Source organism: uncultured Porphyromonas sp., from assembly GCF_902489635.1.
Lineage (GTDB): Bacteria > Bacteroidota > Bacteroidia > Bacteroidales > Porphyromonadaceae > Porphyromonas.
Genome location: NZ_CABUAN010000024.1, coordinates 16,611 through 34,247 on the forward strand (window position 1 = coordinate 16,611; position 17,637 = coordinate 34,247).

Consider the following 17,637-nt stretch of genomic DNA (forward strand, 5'->3'; position numbering starts at 1 on the left):
AGCTTACCACAGGACGGGTTACAAGCTTTGTAGGAGCTTCTCTAGTTCGACTAGATTGGCCGCAGCCTCTAGGCTACCTTGCGCCTTAGCTTGCTCGAGATAACTCTTGGCCTGCTCGTAGTTGCCTAGCTTACTATAGGCGACACCTATATTATTGAGTGCATTGGGGTCGTGCTGTAGTTTGCTCAGACGATCTATGGCGACCTGATAGCTGCCCGCCTCGATGTCAGAGGCACTTGCGTTGATGATCGCTACAGGCTCATTGGGGAACATACGTGTAGCTATGTCAAAGACCTGCTTGAACTCAGGCGAGTCGGCTGGATAGGTTTTGGCGACGAGATACATCTCGTTGAGGCTGAGCAGGCGTGGATTGACCTTGATGACTTCACGCGCCTCGGCTACGTCAAACGCTTTGACCTCGTAGGCGACCGTGTACTCCGTACGACGTATCTGCGGGTAGTAGTCGCGCAACATAATCTGATAAGTCTCGCCACGGGAGAGACGCTTGAGGTGCGCATCACGCGCATCGGGATTGTCAATCTCGTCGATGATACGAAGTATCTCGTCCTTGTCCTGGATGAAGGAAGCCGCAATGACCTCACGGGTCTTGACCCAGTCCTCACCATATCCAGAGACCTGGAGCTGATTAGTCGGCAGGTTGTAGCGCTGCGCTAGGTACTGTGCGAAGGAGTTCGAGCGACGCTCTGCCAGTGCCTTGTTGTAGCTGAAGGTACCCTCCGGAGAAGCGTATCCTACGACAGAGAGTTGTGTCACCTTGATATTCTTGTCTCCCGTGATCTCATCCATCACCTTACGCACCTCAGCCAGGACCTGTCCATTGCTCTTGTAGTTGGGGTCTAGGTCGTGCTTAGCAGAGCGGAAGTTGAGCACTGCTATATGCTTGTCGGCACGCGCCTTGACCGGCTCAACCTCAGGCACGATATAAGAGAGCTGATAGTTCGGCTCGTAGGGATCTGTGAGGAAGGGGGTACGGAGCACCTGTGACTCCTCTAGCCTGAAGCAGTCGGAGCAACCATAGACACGCTCCACGAGGAGTAGATCGGCCTGACTCATCCACTCCTTGCGGGGGATGGTGTAGCTATAGGTGACTCGCTGGGCGGTGCCATTCTTGCGACGTAGTGACTGGAGTGCTTCTGTCTCCCACTCATCGCGGATGCCGGTAGAAGCTTTGCGCTCCTGTATAATGCTACGCTTACGCCCCTCGATCTGTACTGGGGGTAGTAGCTCCACCACCTTGCCACTATCCTTCATACGCAGGGCTGGAGAGAGACGTAGCAGGTCGTTAGAGCGGAGGTTTAGCCCGTCGAGGACTATGTCCATCTGTACGGTCACGATGTCTGTCGCTTTGCGCACCTCTAGATGATCTACAGATATCTGATGGATATAAGGTCTCTGAGCTGTGAGAGCAGCTGGGAGCGTCAGCAGCAGGGATAGAGCCACTAGGGCGTATTTGATCTTGTTCATAGTCAAGCTGTTCGTCTAGGTTAGAAGAGATATATGAGCGACATCGTGGCGCGTGTCACGCCCCAGTAGTTGTATGCGCCCTCAGCCTCCTTGGTGCCACAAGTAGCGCAGGGAAACTTCTCGTATTGTATGCGTGCGTAGCCACCTCCTATGGAGGCCTCTACGTTCCAATGCTTGCTGAGTATCCACTGATAGCCATAGGATAGGCCTGCACCGTAGAAATAGCCCTGGAAGCGATGATTGTTGAACGCCTTGAGCCTCCCGACGGGGATGTTGATACCTCCTATATTATATTGTCCTGTGTGGAGGTGTAGTCCTAGGAAGTGACCATTGAAGACATCACAAGCCCACCAGCGTAGCTCCGGCTGGAGTAGCCAATGCTTGTAGCGAGTATCCTCGTCAAAGGACCATAGGCTGCCGCCACCACCTATCTCTAGCGTGAACTGCTTGCCTAGTCTAAACTCGACGGCAGCGTTTGGTGCTGTGGTGGCTCCATAGAGGAGGTTGACCTTGCCAGCTGCCTTTTGCGCCTCTCCCTGCTCAGGCAGTAGGAGCAGTAGGCAACCTGTGATGAGGGCTAGGAGTGCCCTCTGTGTGTTACGATAGTGATGCATCATAGGGGGGGTATGTATCGTTGTACGTGTAAAGCATCATTGGAATGTAGATTTTTCCAAAGATTCTGGCACAAAGGTAGAGGAAAAGTTCTGAAGCTCTGTTGTCAAATTCGATCAATCACTTGACATCTTCGATCAACCGAAGCGACTTCGGCTGATTTTTTTGAGTGTGCTGGGGGAGACTTACGACTAAATCGTTGTGTGTCAAAGAGCTTGCGATACTCACGTGAGAAATCCGAAACATCCACGTGAATATCCGAATTGTCTGCGCGCTGATACGACGGGAGTCTGAGTATAAAAATGCGAAAGTGTAAGTTAACGTCCTCTAATAGTGAGGCATCGCGCCTTATTTGCCTCTGGTCTGTAACTATTTTTCTGTACCTTTGCCCCCCAATTGCCTGCTAAGTTTTGGGGTTAGATGCTACCCAGAGTACTTAGCCTAGGCAGCTCCGTATATTCGGAGTCGCTGTGCACGAAAGTGTACCACGTACTTTTAATGTTTCACTAACAGATTACTTTATGAATCGAATAACAAACTTACTACTCCTACTCGTCCTCTCGGCGACGGCTCTTGCCGCGCAGACGGTGTCGGGTAACGTATTGACCTCTTGGGGTGATGCGACTGGAGCTATCCGGATCCCCGATGGGGTGACTGAGATCGCTGCAAACTGCTTCTACACGCCTGGTGAGGAAGATCCTAATGGGTGGGGCTCCTCATCAGACCCTATTAGCAATACCAATATCACCAGCGTAGATCTCAACGGGGTGACAAAGATCGGTGACAACGCCTTCAAGGGTTGCACTGGTATCAAAACCATCAAGGCTCCTAAGCTAGAGAGCGTGGGTAGCCACAGCTTTGAGGGGTGTACGGCTCTGGAGGCACTCGAACTGCCGATGATTAAGACGATCGGGGAGAAGGCCTTTGAGAATGCAAACGCACTGACCTCACTCTCACTAGGCAAGTCGCTCGAGTCTATCGTGGGCAACCCCTTCCAAAACAGTACCAGCCTCACCTCGCTAACGCTTGAGGAGGGATGCGCTAACTACCTCGCAACCGGGGGTGCACTCATCTCCCGTGCTGATGGCGTGCTACGTGTACTGGCGGGGGGTGTCCAGAAGGTGACCCTTGGCGAGGAGTGCAAGGCTATCGGCGACAACGCTATCTTTGGCTGTGGAGCACTAGAGCGTCTAGAGCTACCCTACGCTCAGGAGATCGGTGTGGGTGCTTTTGTCAACTGTACTAAGCTCGCTGAGCTTTATCTGCCACGCTTGGAGCGTATCAAGAATCACTATCTATCTTTCAGCGGTGTGGGCTCACTACGTGTCGTAGATCTGCACTTGAGCAATTCGATCTCTGGTCTGGAGACGCTCTGGAAGGACAATAATACGACAACCGTTTATGTAGCTACTGAGGCGATCAAGACGGAGCTAGCGCAGAAGCTGAAGAAGTGCCAGATCATCGTCGGTGTTCCCGCAGGAACACAGCAACGCTACAAGGTGAACTATAAACCTATAGGCGAAGGTACGCTAGAGGCTTGGACGACTGGAGCTCAAAACGTCCAGGATGGTGAGATGCTCCTAGAGCACTCTATGGTCACCTTTAAGGCGATCCCTAGGGCTGAGCAGCAGATCAAGGAGTGGCGTGTCAACGGCGATGTCGTGACTGTAAAGACTGATCCAAAGTTCCCCCAAATCTATGAGGTCAAGGATCTAACTACTAATCTAAATGTCGAGGTGACCTTTGAGGCTCGTCCTGAGGGCGCTGACGTTTACTTCCGTAGTCGAGACCTAGAGATGGGTACACTGACCTGCAAATTGGATGACGGTACAGAGGTGAAGCATGGCGCTCGTGTGCCTATGGGTACGATGCTCAACTTTACCGCTACGCCTAAGGATGGCTACCGCGTCGGAGACTGGTTTGAGCAGATTGAGATCGGGGGCGAGTTTGAGCCGATAGCTGGACAGAATGGTCAGTCCACCTATCGCTGCGAAGTGCGCGACTCACGAGAGATACAGGTCGACTTTGATCGTATCGAGGGGAGCTTTAGAGTGAAGTTTGCCTCTTTCAATGAGAAGACCGGCACGCTCACTGCTACGGCTGATGGTGCCGAGATCAAAACGGGTCAGGCAGTCAAGGCTGGTAGCAAGCTTGTCTTTACGGCACACCCTGCTGAGGGCTACACCGTCGATGAGTGGCAGCTCGATCATGAGACGGTGCCTAACTATCGTGAGCTGACCTACACGATCGAGAGTCTCAAGGCGGATGTCGAGGTGAATATGGTCTGCAGCAAAGTATCTAGTACGGATAAGAAGCCTAACATCGTCAATGGCGTACTGTACAAGTGGATGGCCGAGGGGGATGCAGTCCTACCTGATGAGGTGACTTACATCGCTCCGCTAGCCTTCGAGGGTGCCAACCAGATGACTTCGCTGACGCTCAATAATAAGGTCAAGGGCATCGGTGATCGTGCATTCCTCTTCTGCACGGCTCTGACGAAGTTTTTCGTGCCAGAGGCTAATAAGTCATTCTCAACGATAGAGGGTGTCCTCTACAACAAGGATCAGACGAAGCTCATCGCCTACCCAGCGGGTCTTAAGGCTACCAGCTATACGCTAGGGGCGCAGGTTACTTCGATAGAGCCTGGTGCCTTCCTAACTCCTATGCACTTGACGGATGTCGAGGTTGCCACGGGCAATACGGCGCTCAAGAGTGTCAAGGGTGTCCTCTACACGGCAGATGGCTCGAAGCTGCTCTTCCTACCTATAGGCAATCAAGCGATTGATATGGAGGGTAAGCTGACGCTGTCGGATGGTCTCAAGGAGATCACGCGCCTCGCTCTTGCTTACAATGGTAGAGTCAAGGAGCTGACACTCCCAGCATCGCTAGAGCGTATCGATGCGATGGCACTTACCTACAATGCGGCTATGAAGTCGTTCGGATGGGCAGAGGGTGTCACACCTCAGCTTGTCTCGGTCGGTGACTCCGCATTTTACTATGACCGCTCACTAGAGAAGGTACCCTATATGCCTAGCTGTACTTCGTTTGGCAAGGGAGCCTTCGGAATCGCTTCGGCACTCAAGGAGGTGCATATTCCAGAAGGTTGCTCGATAGAGGCTAATACGTTTGCTGCTTGTCAGATTATCAGCAATGTCTACGCTTATAGTGTAGAGCCGTCTGTCATCAATGAGGCAACCTTTAAGGATATTTACGCGCCCGAGGATGCTACGCTCCATGTACAGAAGGGTGCTAAGGAGGCTTATAGCAAGGCTAAGGGCTGGAGTATCTTTGGCCATATCGTTGAGGAGGACAACCTCGCTGTCGCTACCGTCGATGCGCTCGCCATACAGCTCTACCCGAACCCGACGCAGGAGCTACTCCACGTGGCTGGCGCAGTCGCTGATAGTGATATCCTGCTCTACGATATGACGGGTACGCTCGTTGGTACGGCTCGCACAGACGCTACGGGTAGCGCGGTGGTCAGCCTCGCTAGCTATCCCGCCGGTACCTACGTGGTACGCCTGTCTGGTGCTGACCGTCTAGTGGTCAAGCAGTAAGATCTGGACGTGTAGCGTCTGTCGCTCTTGTGGCAGGCGCTACCGCTCTGGTTAGAAGCTCTCAGACTATCATACGAGTTTAGTAGAGCTTATCCGAAAAGAAAAAGGTGGCGAGTGCCTCGATCGTGAGGTACTCGCCACCTTCTTCCTTAGAGAGGTCGATGTGCTCATTATATATAATGTGTCAGCCATGGATTGGCTGTTAGCTATCGGAACCATCGGAGCTATCAGAGTGATCGGATCTCTAACCTCTGACCTCTGACCTCTAATCTCTAATAACATATCTTTACAGGGGAAATCGTCCGATTCCCTACTTTCTCGAATATCCACGTGGGGAATCTCAAATCTCCACGTGGATATTTTTTATTTCCCACGTGGGCGTCATTCATTTCTTCCGAAGTTTCATTTGATTCCTCCGAGGAATTTTTTCTTCCCCACGTGGAAAATAAAAATTCTCCACCTGGATATTTCGAAATCTCCACGTGGAAATCACTTTTCCCCGATGCAGTGCCGTTTCGATATGTAGTCGGCTCTAAAATATTGTAACAACCCGGCGTTGAATTTCCCCAGCCAGGGATGAGGGATTATAACTGCTCTTGTCGTGGCAGCCTCCTGAGAGACTGTTGCAATAGTCTCCTGAGGTCGTTTGCTCTGAGTACAAAAAAAACGAGCAGACTGCTAAGCTTAGCAATCTGCTCGTCAACTGTATATGTAGTCTCTAGGACTAGCCTTGTGAGAGAGCCTCTTGTCGGACTCGAACCAACGACCCCGAGATTACAAATCACGTGCTCTACCAACTGAGCTAAAGAGGCAAAAGGGCGAGCAATCCACATCGCGCCGCTACAACCCGCTACCCTTGCTGCGGTCAAGCCCTGGGGGATTCACAGGGAGCTGGCCGTGTGGCACTCGCCCGGATCACAAAGGTACGACAATTTTCTTAATATGCAAGTCTTGCCGGACCTATGTTGCGTAGGAGTCTGTCGACTACTTGTATATCTCGCTGAGTATCTGATCGATCTGCTCTCCGCGAAGATCGCGCTGCATGATGACTCCGTCAGGCCCTATGAGCATAATCTGAGGGATGCCCATGATGCCGTACAGTGAGGTGGCGTGATCTTTCTGCTCATCGTAGATCTGTGGGTAGGGGATCTGTAGCTCCTTGACAGCCTGTAGATGGGTCTCGTGGCTATCCTCCCATACACCGACACCGAGGACGAGTAGTCCCTTGTCCTTGTACTTCTTGTGCATCTCGATGAGCGTGGGTATCTCGTGACGGCAAGGACCACACCAAGAGGCCCAGAAGTCAACGAGCGCATACTGCCCCTGACCTACGTAGTCCGAGAGCTTGACCTGCTCACCCTTTGTGGTGATGCCCGCAAAGTCTGCAAAGGGCTTGCCAGCTTTGGTATTGATCATCGCTTTGATTTGCTCCATTAGCGTTGTATAGGCGGGGAGTCGCTTGACGTTTTCGCCCATCTCCTCAAGAGGCTTCTGGAGCTCAGAGAGATCATCAAAGAGGTACATAGCATACTGTATAGCACGCAGTACGAGGGGGTTGTCCTTTTGCTCTGCGACATACTTACGGACTATCTCCTGACCAGCAGCCTGATCGATGGAGTCAGCCTGCAAGATGACCGCCATGTCTTGCTCGAAGGCATTGCACGCATCGTTGGCGGGAGAGCCGCTGACGCGTCCATCGCTGAGGTTGTAGTCTAGAGAGGTCTCCTCGTAGACAAACTGAGCGTTGAGCTGCGTACCCTCACAAGTGAGGAGGTAGAGGTAGCCCTTCTTGAGATTGTCTAGTGAGAGGCTGGCGACTGTGTCCTGGATGACGATGCTGTCGATCGGTGTCTTGGGGTCAGCCTCATCGTAGAGATAAGCTGTCATACCAGATAGATTGCCCTCGAGCCCGTGGAGCTGTAGCGTCGTCTTCTTGTCGCGATTACAGCTGCTCAGCACTAAGAGCGTGCCTAGTACGATCAGCAGAGAGGAGAGAGAGAGAGTTCGTTTCATATTATAGGTTGTTTGTTGATGATGATATAAACCGGATGAAAGGTGAGTGTGACTCGACCTGACTCGTCTGCAAAGTTAGCAATATATTTTTTTGTAAAGTCTCTGAGCTGCCTTGGTGTGTGTATCTGCTGAGGAGCGTTGGGCAGCTGTGCGGTGCCGGTATGGCGCAGATGCTGTAGTACAGCTAGAGGATCGGCAAAGGGGATGACGAGTCGCTCCGCATGGATCTCGTAGGAGTAGCCAAGTGCCTGAAGGGTGCTGTGCCAGTTGGCTAGCGATGGGTAGTGTAGTCCTTGTCCTGTGAGCTGTCGTAGCTCGAGGAGGTTGTCTGGACCGAAGGTGCTGACAGCTACGGTAGCCCGTGCTGCGAGCTCGTGGACGGTGCGCGCTAAGTAGGCGCATGGGTCGGCGAGCCACTGTATGGCACTGCTGGAGACAACGAGATCGACACCGAGCCCCTCTAGAGAGAGCTCGGAAGCGTCTCCCACACGTAGCTCGGGGTGCGGGTCTCTCAGCCTAGGGACCTGTGCTAGGAGTGCTGGGGATAGGTCGGCGAGGGTCCAATGGTCGATCTGTGCGAGCTGATCTATACGCTCCGTCAGCAGTCCAGAGCCCGTACCCATCTCAAAGGCATGCGCAAAGTGACGCTCTGCCTTAGGTAGATGCTCATCAAGCAGCTGCACGAGTCGATCGATCACGAGTCGCTGTGGCTCGGCTGCCTCGTTGTAGTGGGCAGCTGCACGGTCGAACTGATGGGCGAGAGAGGTCATAGACGCTGGCTGGGGTGGATGAATGGTAGGATTCACTGGTTTACTCGATGGATGCCCATAGCTCACTCCACGAGTGCCACAAGTCAAAGAGGTAGTGGTACCCGTCGGGGAGTAGTAGGGTGGGGACATTGACAGCCTCCCATAGCGTGGAGAGGTTTTTCGCAGGGAAGATCTGATCACGCTCTCCGATGATCGCCAGATCCCACGCTAGGCGAGTGTGGGGCGTTGTCTCGGGCTCTTCAGAAGTCGCTAGGCTGTCGTAGACTGCTTGCAGTTCGTCGCGAAGCTCTGTGGTGGGCCGCTCGGAGAGGATGTCGTAGAGCTGCTTGTATCGCTTGCCGCCACACATACGGCGGTTGAAGCGCTGGCGGTTTTCGTCGGTTAGTCCCTCCAGTGTTCCTGTGAATATTTGGCTGGGAATGCCCCACTGGTCGTGCATAGGGTAGGGCGAGCCGGCGACCGCTATCAGACGCCGTGCGCTGGGTAGTATAGACCAGTGCGGCACGACCTGCTCAGCGGCCCAGACGCCTAGCGACCAGGCTACGATGGTGACCGCCTGGTAGGAGTCCCAGGGTAAGTCTGCGAGGTCGTCGCTCAGCTCGATGGAGCGATAGTCGTACAGTGCGAGTAAGTCGCACTGATTAGGCAAGGTCAGGTGTGAGACCGTGTCAGGGGTCATGCCCCATCCGCAGAAGTATATGATGAGTTGGCGAGCGGGAGTCTGGTCACTGTTTCGCTGGAAGGTGTACTGCATAAGCTCTAGGCAAGGTGTGCTAGGATGACTTGGCAGAGCCGCTTGACATCTGACGAGGTCAGTCCAGCGGTCAGTGAGATCCTCAGTCGCTCGGAGCCGACAGGTACGGTCGGAGACATGATGGGGCGGATGAAGTAACCCTCCTCGTGCAGAGCTTGCGCCACGGCTCTGGCTCGCTCACGACTCCCGCAGAGGAGTGGTATGATGTGGCTGTGCGGAGTGGGTAGCAGTTGCTCTGGGAGTGAGGCTAGCTCGTCGGTCAGGAGTTGCTTTAGCTCAGCGAGGTGTGCTCTGCGCTGTGTGAGGGTGGGGAGAGCTTGCCAGACGGCTAGTATCCACTGAATGATGAGCGGGGGCAGCATGGTCGAGTAGATGAGGCTTCGGGAGCGTGTGATGAGTAGTGTGCGTACCGCCTCAGAGCAAGCGACATAAGCGCCCATAGATCCGAGAGCCTTGCCAAAGGTGCCGACAAGGAGATCGATCTCGGGAAGTAAGCCCAGCTCTTCGCACAGCCCATAGCCATGAGCTCCACGTACGCCGATGGCGTGCGCTTCGTCTATATAAAGTGCTACCTTGGGGTATTGCTTCTTGAGGGCCACGAACTCTTCTAGCGGAGCGAGATCGCCATCCATGCTGTAGATGCTCTCCGCCATGACGATGATGTGCTGGCAACTCTCGGAGCTGTGATGCTTCTCGATGAGACGCTGGAGATTGGTCACATCGTTGTGGCGAAAGCGTTCGAAGGGCAGCCCCGATAGCCGTATCCCATCGATCATACTGGCGTGGATCAGCTTGTCTGCTAGCACCACCATGCCAGGGAGCTTGAGTGCTGGGAGGATGCCTACGTTAGCGTGGTAGCCACTGTTGAAGAGCAAAGCAGCCTCGTGCTGTAGCGACTCAGCGATGAGCCCCTCGAGCTGGTGCATCACCGCTCTATCTCCCGAGAGCAAGCGCGAAGAGGTAGAGCCTATCTCCTTCGCTGAGAGCCTCTCTAGGCTGTTGGTCAGATCGGCCTCCCCAGCAAAGTGACAAGTCGCGTCGTGGAGAGCTAGGTAGTCGTTGCTGTTGAGGTTGATAAGCGGTCGTGAGGGCGCATCGTCGAGCGCTCTGTAGCGACCATCCTCGAGAAGTTCAATGGGGGTGAGGGTGCGGAGTGCCTGCTCGTCCCGTAGCGTGGCGAGGATCTGCTCTATATGTGACTCGAAGTGAGACATAGGCCTTAGTTGGTGTGGCGTGCGTTTCGTCTGTGTGGTAGTGCTGAAGTGAGCTTATTGGAGACTGTTGCAAAAGTCAACAGTCTCTATTGATAAGCCCCTCCGTTCTTATGAATAGACCTACACAGGATCTAGTAGCACGACGTGTGCCAACGATAGATACTGTGTAGGTCCAGATTAGTCAGACGCATGAACCTGTTGAGTCGTCATGCGTGGCGACTGAGCGTCGCGCTGATTACTTCTTCTCGCTTGCTTTCTCTGCGGGGATCACCTTTAGGAGTGTCACATCGAAGATAAGCGTGGAGAATGGCTCGATAGAAGATCCACTGCCATTAGCTCCATAAGCTAGGTCGTAAGGAATGTAAGCGGTCACCTGATCGCCCTCCTTCATCAGCTTAAGAAGCTCCGTCCAGCCTGGGATAACCTGATTGACTCCGAACTCGATAGGCTCCTCGCTCTTGTCAAACTCAGTGCCGTCGATGAGTGTACCACGGTACGTTACCTTGACCTTGTCACCATCTACGGGAGACTTGCCAGTACCCTTGGTGGTGTAGCGGTAAGCGAGACCTGACTTTGTCGTGATGACACCGTCCTGCTTAGCAAAGTCCTCGATAGCCTTCTTGCCAGCATCGATGTTCTTGCCGTACTTCTCCTTGTTGTCGATCTCCTGCTTCTTATTGATGTAGTTCTGGATGTAGTTATACGCAGCCTCTTGATCCATCGCCAGCTTGGTCGTATCGCCCTTGAGAGCATACTCAAGGTACTGAGTAAAGAGCTTAGCATCGAGGCCCTCTTTGGCGAGGCCTATAGCGGTCTGGACACCCTGGATCTGTCCTGCGAAGTAAGAGAACTTGGTCGTGTCGGCGATACCCTCCTTGAAGCCCTTGAGGAACTCCATTGAGTCTACAGGCATGCCTTGCATAGCCATCATCATAAACTGCTGACCTAGCTGCTGACCAGTCATATAGCCCTGGATCATAGCTACGCTATCGCTCATAGCTGATAGTTCGCCGTTGGTTTCACTCTTCTGAGCTTTCTTGTTACAGCTGGCAAAGGCACAGACCATTGCGACCACTGCGAGGAGTGAGAGAATTGATTTCTTCATTGTAAGTTGTATTTAGGATATTTGTTTGCGATGTATCGTTCGGACTATTTGTCCGTTGGAGTAGCTAGGGGAATAGGCTCGCCCTTGATCACCTCTAGTAGCTCGATCTCGAAAATCAGCGTAGCATAAGGCGGAATCATACCGCCTGCTCCACGCTCGCCGTACGCAAGACGTGCGGGGATGTAGAGCTTAGCTTTGCTGCCCTCAGGGAGCAAGCATAGACCCTCGGTCCAGCCGGGGATCACTTGCAGAAGTCCAAACTTAGTGGGCTCGCCACGATCTACGGAGCTGTCGAACTTAGTGCCGTCGATGAGCGTACCCGTGTAGTGTACACGGACTGTGTCCTCGACCGTAGGACGAGGACCCTTGCCCTCCTTGATGATCTCATACTGTAGTCCGCTCTGGGTCGTCTTGACCTCGGGACGCTTCCCATTGCTCTCGAGGAAGGCCTCGTTCTTCTCCTTTGTCTCCTGCATCTGCTGCTCTTGGAGCTGCTGGAAGTACTTAGAGAGAAAAGCTTGCGCCTCCTCATTGGTCATAACGGTAGGTTGCTCTAGAAGAGCAGCCGAAAAGCCGGCTAGGAGCAACTCCTTATTCACTGGATCGCCAGGCATCTGGGAGAGATTCTGCGCAAAGCCGATACCATTAGCGACGCCTAGCGCATAGGCTGCTGTATCAGCCGATGTGATGAGACGTGGAGGCTCTGTAGCCGTGAGTGCGCCTACGCCTACAAGTAGCGTCAGCGCAAGAGTTAAAATGCGATGTGTCATAGCTTTAATGTGTCTATACGATGTCTAGTAGCTCGATCTCGAAAATCAGCGTCATATTGGGTCGGATCACGTCACCAGCACCACGGCTACCATAGGCTAGCTCGGAGGGTATCACGACGCGCCACTTGCTGCCCACGGGCATCAGCTGTAGGATCTGCGTCCAGCCTGGGATGACCGCATTGAGCGGGAACTCAGCCGGCTCGCCACGCTCCACGGAGCTGTCGAAGACGACTCCATTGATGAGCGTGCCGTGGTAGTGTACGCGTACCTTGTCAGTAGCCTTAGGCTTAGCGCCCTTGCCCTCCTTGATGATCTCGTATTGTAGTCCACTGGGGAGCGTCACGACACCACTCTTGTGGCGCATGATCTCTTGGTACTCCTTGCCAGCAGCAGCGTTGAGCTCTGCCTCCTCCTGTTGCAAGCGCGTGAATAGCTGGTTGATCACCTCACGAGCTCGCTCGGTGGTCATCTGTGGCTCACGCTCTGCGAGAGCGTCCTGGAGACCTGCGATAAAGTCTTCAGAGGTGATTGCCTTGATTCCGGATGCTTTGAAGTTCTGACCGATGCTTAGGCCTAGTGCGTAGCTTACTTCGTCTTGTGGCATGGGGATATTCTATCTTTAGTTGAAAAATACTTCTGCAAAGGTAGCAATTCTTCACGAGATGAGACTGTTGTATAAAGGCGAATCGCTGTGTTGCTTTCGGGATTCGGCTTCGGTCACATACGGAGGTATGCTCCCTTCAGACCTCACCCTCAGCGCCTTGCGCTTCATCCTTTCTGCAAAGTCTAGACAATCTTGCTTGCAAGATTGTGAGACTGTTGACTTTTGCAACAATCTCGAGATGAGCATTCTAATGACTAGCGGAGAGTGACTCCCTCAGGCGAGATACGATCTCGTCGAGCGGACACTCCTGCTGCGTGCCGAGGGTCATATCCTTGATCGAGACCTTGCCGTCGCTCAGCTCTTGACTCCCCGCGATGATGACGTAGCGACAGCCTCTGCTGTTGGCATAGGAGAGCTGTTTCTTCATCTTGTCCGCTGAGGGGTAGACCTCCGTCGGGAGTCCCGCCTGGCGTAGCTGGTGCGCTGTGGGGAGTAGTTTCTGCAGCTCCTCCTCGCCAAAGTTGACGATGAAGATGCGCTCTTTGGGAGCCATTGCGGTCTCAAACTTACCCAGCGAAAGCATGATGTCGTAGATACGCTCTGCGCCAAAGGAGACGCCCACGCCTGAGACACCATCCAGCCCAAAGATACCCGTCAGATTGTCGTAGCGTCCGCCACCGGAGATAGATCCCATCGGCGCATCGAGCGACTTGACCTCTAGGATAGCGCCTGTGTAGTAGTCCAGACCACGTGCCAGCGAAGGCGAGAAGGTTAGCTCCGTCATCAGGTCGCTCGTGTCGACATGATCCAGGACGTACTCGAGCTCTTCCAGCCCCTTGAGCCCTATCTCAGAGTCAGCGAGCAGCTGTCGGAGCGTTGTCACCTTGTCCCGATTGCTCCCCTCTAGCGTTAGCACCTTGCGAACGGGCTCTAGCAAGTCGGGATCAAAGCCACTCTCGATGAGGTCCGCCAAAACAGCCTCCGCAGAGGTTTTGTCCAGCTTGTCCATACAGATGGTCAACTGCGCTAGGCGGTCAGGAGCCTTGATCACCTCAGCAATCCCCGCCAGTATCTTGCGGTTGTTGAGTAGTAGTGTGGTACGCAGGTCAAGTCGACGGAAGACTTCGTCGATCATATAGACAAAGTCCACCTCTGGCATCAGCGAGTCGGTACCGATGACATCAGCATCGCACTGGTAAAATTCGCGATAGCGACCCTTCTGCGGTCTGTCGGCACGCCATACGGGTTGCATCTGGTAGCGCTTGAAGGGAAAGGTCAGTTCGTTGCGATGCATCACCACATAGCGAGCGAAGGGCACGGTCAGGTCGTAGCGTAGCCCACGGTCACAAAGGCGAGCTGCCAACGCTGCGGGAGACTCCTCAGCAAAGGTCTCTGCGTCAATACCCGCCTTATAGTCGCCCGAGTTGAGGATCTTAAAGAGTAGTCGGTCTCCCTCTACACCATACTTGCCCGTGAGCGTAGTCAGTTGCTCCATAGCGGGCGTCTCGATCTGCTCGAAGCCGTAGAGCGCGAAGACAGAGCGTATCGTCTCAAATATATAGTTGCGTCGGCGCATCTCCTCAGCACCGAAGTCTCTTGTTCCCTTAGGTATCGAAGGTTTACTCATAGCGTTTAGCCGTTGCGATTCGTTTGTATAGCGTTTGTGTTACGGGGTAGTCATTGCGCTCATCAGCAGGATAGTGCGTCTCTTCGAGCTTAGACCACTCCGCTAGGTTGATCTCTGGGAAATGTGTGTCAGCATCCGGCACGACGGTGTCGACCATTGTCAAGTTCAGGTGCGTAGCGTAGGGTAGGCCACTCTGGTAGAGCATCCCGCCCCCCATGATGTAGACGCGCTCGTAGCCCGCCTGCTGGCAATGCTGTAGTGCCTGCTCTAGCGTGGAGGTGACATAGTGCGTCTCGGCGTCGCCCTCGGTCAAGGTGCGAGAGACCACGATGTTGCAGCGGTTGGGCAGTGGACGAGCACCGATGGAGTCCCAGGTGTGTCGTCCCATGATGACCGCGTGTCCCGTCGTAGCCGCCTTAAATCGGCGCAAATCATCACTCAGACGCCACGGCATCGTGCCATCACGCCCTATCGCACGGTCACGCGCTGTCGCCACTATAATCCATACTTCCATACTCAGACAAACTAATTTGGGAGCTAAGGTACGAAAATTAGAGATTAGAGGCGAGAGGTTAGAAATTAGAGGTTAGAGATTAGAAGTTAGATTCTAGAAAATCTAGTGCCACTAGAAGCACTAGCCCCACTAGTGCCACTAGCCCTCTAATCTCTAGCCTCTAATATCTAAAGTCTAATCTCTAATCAAAAAGGGGCGAACCTCCGTTCGCCCCTTTTTTGATTCTAGTGCCTTACCACTACGCGGTAAGTATCGCCCGCTACGCAGACTAGGTAAACCCCGTCTGCATAGGGTGTCAGGTCAATCTGTAGCGTGCCTCGGCTATCCGCACGACCCGCATAGAGCCGCTCGCCAGTCATGCTGTGCAGCGTCACTTCGCTGGCAGGTGCTACACCCTCCACGATGACATAGTCAGTCGCTGGGTTCGGGTAAAGCTGGGTCTGCTGCTTGACGGTCCTCTCCACGCCTGTGTGATCCACAAACGTTGCCTTGACCTCCGTCACATCTGTGACCACAAAGCTCTGGGTAGCCAGGATATCCTCGCCGTTGGCCGTCAGCTCCGTCAGTACGCATTGCGCATTCTTGCCCGTAGCCTTGACCGTCAGAGTCGTACCATACGGCACTGCCTTGAGGTCCACTGGCTCAACGATCGTGATTTCTCCATGCTCGTTGCTCGTCAGCGTCACTGCAAACGTCTTCTTCGTGAAGGTTGCCTTGATGGTTAGGTTATCCGTGACAACGATCTTCTTCGTAGCGAGTATGTCCGTGTCATTGGCAGTCAACCCCGTCAACTCGTAACCCTCCGTTGGAGTAGCGATGACCGTCAGCGTAGTACCATAGGGGACAGCGTTGAGGTTGTCCGCTCCTGTTAAGGAGATCGCCCCACCGCTAGTTGATGAAGAGGTAACTGTAAAGACAGAATTATCTGCGCCCGTGTAATCGTACCAAGTGCCACCCCACCAATCTCGTGTAAACTGAGTCTTCCAATTCTTAGCTTTAGCAGTAGCTACATGCGTAGCAAGACAAACATTGCCCTCACCACTTCCATCATAAAACACTTCAAAAATTCCCACACCCTTACCTTGTAAATCTGGCAAGCTCTTGACGAGGCTAGTCATCTCGGGTGCTTTAATTTGATTCTTATGACACGTCAGCAAGATTATACTCGTACAGCCTGACAGATCTATCTTCCTCAGGAGGTTCTTGCTACAGTCCAGAGCTATCAAATGGTTATGATTTGAGACGTCCAAGCTGGTCAGTTGATTATTGAAGCAGTAAAGCCAAGTCAAGTTGCTGCAGCCCGATATGTCCAATCTGGTCAGTTGATTGCTGGAGCAGTCCAGCTTTGTCAAGGCGGTGTAGCCTGACACATCCAATCTGGTCAGTTGATTGTTGGAGCAGTAAAGTGTTGTCAAGGTTGTGCAGCCCGAGACGTCCAAGCTGGTCAGTTGATTTTCGTAACACTCAAGCGTTGTCAAGGAGGTGCAGCCCGAGACGTCCAAGCTGGTCAGTTGATTTTCGTAACACTCAAGCGTTGTCAAGGAGGTGCATCCCGACACGTCCAAGCTGGTCAGTTGATTGTATTTGCAGTCCAGATCTGTTAAGGCTGTGCAGCCAGAGACGTTCAAGCTGGTCAGTTGATTGTATTTGCAGTCCAGCTTTGTCAAGGCTGTGTTCTGCGACACGTCCAAGCTGGTCAGTTGATTGCTGAAGCAGTCCAGCTTTGTCAAGGCTGTGTTCTGCGACACGTCCAAGCTGGTCAGTTGATTGCTGAAGCAGTCCAGCTTTGTCAAGGCTGTGTTCTGCGACACGTCCAAGCTGGTCAGTTGATTGCCTCTGCAGTCAAGCTTTGTCAAGGCTGTGTTCTGCGACACGTCCAAGCTGGTCAGTTGATTTCCATCGCAGTAAAGCTCTGTCACATCGCCACGGATGGTGATCGTCTGGCTGGTGAGGGTGTAGTTAACCCAGTTGACCCCAGTTCGTGGAACCTCTTTGATACCTTCGATGGTCACGTTGCCATTAGCTCCAATGGCTAGAATGATTGTCTCTCCGACAGCCTTGGAAGTCGTCATCGTGATGACCCCTTCGGCGAGGAGGGAGCTGGAAGCGAGGAGCGTGCTGAGGAGGACGAAGAGCCAGATGAGTAGTTGCTTCTTCATAGTGGGTAGTGGCTAGAGGTTAGTGTATAGTGCTTCGTTGTAGCGTGCTGGGGAGCTGTGATGGCTCTGCTGAATGAATGTCGTTTTCTGCGAAGTTATACCTTTATTGGGAATTGAGCAAGAGATGGGGAGTTAGAGATTAGAAGTTAGAGGTTAGAAAGCTAATCGATAGACGTCTTGTCGTTCGACAACGGAGCCCTCCGACTGAGGATGGGTGTGTAACAATAATTTAGAGTTAAAGGCGCATCAATGCGGGGCTCTGTCGGGGAAAACTGATTTCCACGTGGATATTTCGAAATATCCAGGTGGAGAATTTTTATTTTCCACGTGGGGAATAAAAAATTCTTCGGAGGAATCAAATGAAACTTCGGAGGAAATGAATGACGCCCACGTGGAAAATGTCCTCTTCCTGAAAAAAGTACACAGTTGGGAAGGTATTACTGAGATGGTACT

The 17,637-nt window shown here is 53.2% G+C and carries 13 protein-coding genes and 1 tRNA gene; 1 reads left to right on the top strand and 13 read right to left on the bottom strand.

The features are described from left to right. Positions 1 to 18: 18 nt before the first annotated feature. Both RDM37_RS05795 and RDM37_RS05800 read right to left on the bottom strand, forming a co-directional pair. Complete coding sequence (locus RDM37_RS05795) at positions 19 to 1,485, bottom strand: DUF3868 domain-containing protein (protein WP_308555810.1); 1,467 nt, start codon at positions 1,483 to 1,485, stop codon at positions 19 to 21. A gap of 20 nt (positions 1,486 to 1,505) precedes the next feature. Then, a complete protein-coding gene (locus RDM37_RS05800; protein ID WP_308555812.1) occupies positions 1,506 to 2,102 on the bottom strand; it encodes a DUF3575 domain-containing protein in 597 nt (198 codons plus the stop codon). A gap of 516 nt (positions 2,103 to 2,618) precedes the next feature. Here RDM37_RS05800 and RDM37_RS05805 point away from each other — a divergent pair. Beyond that, positions 2,619 to 5,654 carry a leucine-rich repeat protein gene (locus RDM37_RS05805; RefSeq protein WP_308555814.1) on the top strand — a complete coding sequence of 1,012 codons (3,036 nt, stop codon included), beginning with the start codon at positions 2,619 to 2,621 and terminating at the stop codon, positions 5,652 to 5,654. A 739-nt stretch (positions 5,655 to 6,393) separates the two neighbouring features. Here RDM37_RS05805 and RDM37_RS05810 read toward each other — a convergent pair. The 11 genes from RDM37_RS05810 to RDM37_RS05860 form a co-directional block, all read right to left on the bottom strand. After that, positions 6,394 to 6,466, bottom strand: a tRNA-Thr gene (locus RDM37_RS05810). Positions 6,467 to 6,638: 172 nt separating this feature from the next. Then, complete coding sequence (locus tag RDM37_RS05815) at positions 6,639 to 7,667, bottom strand: TlpA disulfide reductase family protein (protein WP_308555816.1); 1,029 nt, start codon at positions 7,665 to 7,667, stop codon at positions 6,639 to 6,641. After that, complete coding sequence (locus tag RDM37_RS05820) at positions 7,664 to 8,437, bottom strand: methyltransferase domain-containing protein (RefSeq protein ID WP_308555818.1); 774 nt, start codon at positions 8,435 to 8,437, stop codon at positions 7,664 to 7,666. The genes RDM37_RS05815 and RDM37_RS05820 overlap by 4 nt, the downstream gene beginning before the upstream one ends. Before the next feature lie 40 nt (positions 8,438 to 8,477). Next, positions 8,478 to 9,191, bottom strand: a complete 714-nt coding sequence (locus RDM37_RS05825; RefSeq protein WP_308555820.1) for a pimeloyl-ACP methyl esterase BioG family protein — start codon at positions 9,189 to 9,191, stop codon at positions 8,478 to 8,480. 5 nt (positions 9,192 to 9,196) lie between these two features. Continuing rightward, positions 9,197 to 10,405, bottom strand: coding sequence for an 8-amino-7-oxononanoate synthase (locus RDM37_RS05830; RefSeq protein ID WP_308555822.1), 1,209 nt, complete (start codon positions 10,403 to 10,405; stop codon positions 9,197 to 9,199). Between the two features lie 235 nt (positions 10,406 to 10,640). Then, entirely contained in the window at positions 10,641 to 11,510 is an 870-nt protein-coding gene (locus tag RDM37_RS05835) for an FKBP-type peptidyl-prolyl cis-trans isomerase (RefSeq protein WP_308555824.1), read from the bottom strand. Between the two features lie 44 nt (positions 11,511 to 11,554). Further along, positions 11,555 to 12,280: an FKBP-type peptidyl-prolyl cis-trans isomerase gene (locus RDM37_RS05840; RefSeq protein WP_308555826.1), complete on the bottom strand. Its 726-nt coding sequence runs from the start codon at positions 12,278 to 12,280 to the stop codon at positions 11,555 to 11,557. Between the two features lie 13 nt (positions 12,281 to 12,293). After that, a complete protein-coding gene (locus RDM37_RS05845) occupies positions 12,294 to 12,884 on the bottom strand; it encodes an FKBP-type peptidyl-prolyl cis-trans isomerase (RefSeq protein ID WP_299368762.1) in 591 nt (196 codons plus the stop codon). 247 nt (positions 12,885 to 13,131) lie between these two features. Next, on the bottom strand, positions 13,132 to 14,511 hold the full coding sequence (gene hisS, locus RDM37_RS05850) for a histidine--tRNA ligase (RefSeq protein WP_308555829.1): 1,380 nt from the start codon (positions 14,509 to 14,511) through the stop codon (positions 13,132 to 13,134). After that, the gene (locus RDM37_RS05855; protein WP_308555831.1) at positions 14,504 to 15,025 is read right to left on the bottom strand and encodes a dihydrofolate reductase; all 522 of its coding nucleotides are present in this window, start codon (positions 15,023 to 15,025) and stop codon (positions 14,504 to 14,506) included. Before RDM37_RS05855 ends, hisS begins: the two co-directional genes overlap by 8 nt. Before the next feature lie 224 nt (positions 15,026 to 15,249). Continuing rightward, on the bottom strand, positions 15,250 to 17,184 hold the full coding sequence (locus RDM37_RS05860; RefSeq protein WP_308555834.1) for a leucine-rich repeat domain-containing protein: 1,935 nt from the start codon (positions 17,182 to 17,184) through the stop codon (positions 15,250 to 15,252). Positions 17,185 to 17,637: the final 453 nt, after the last annotated feature.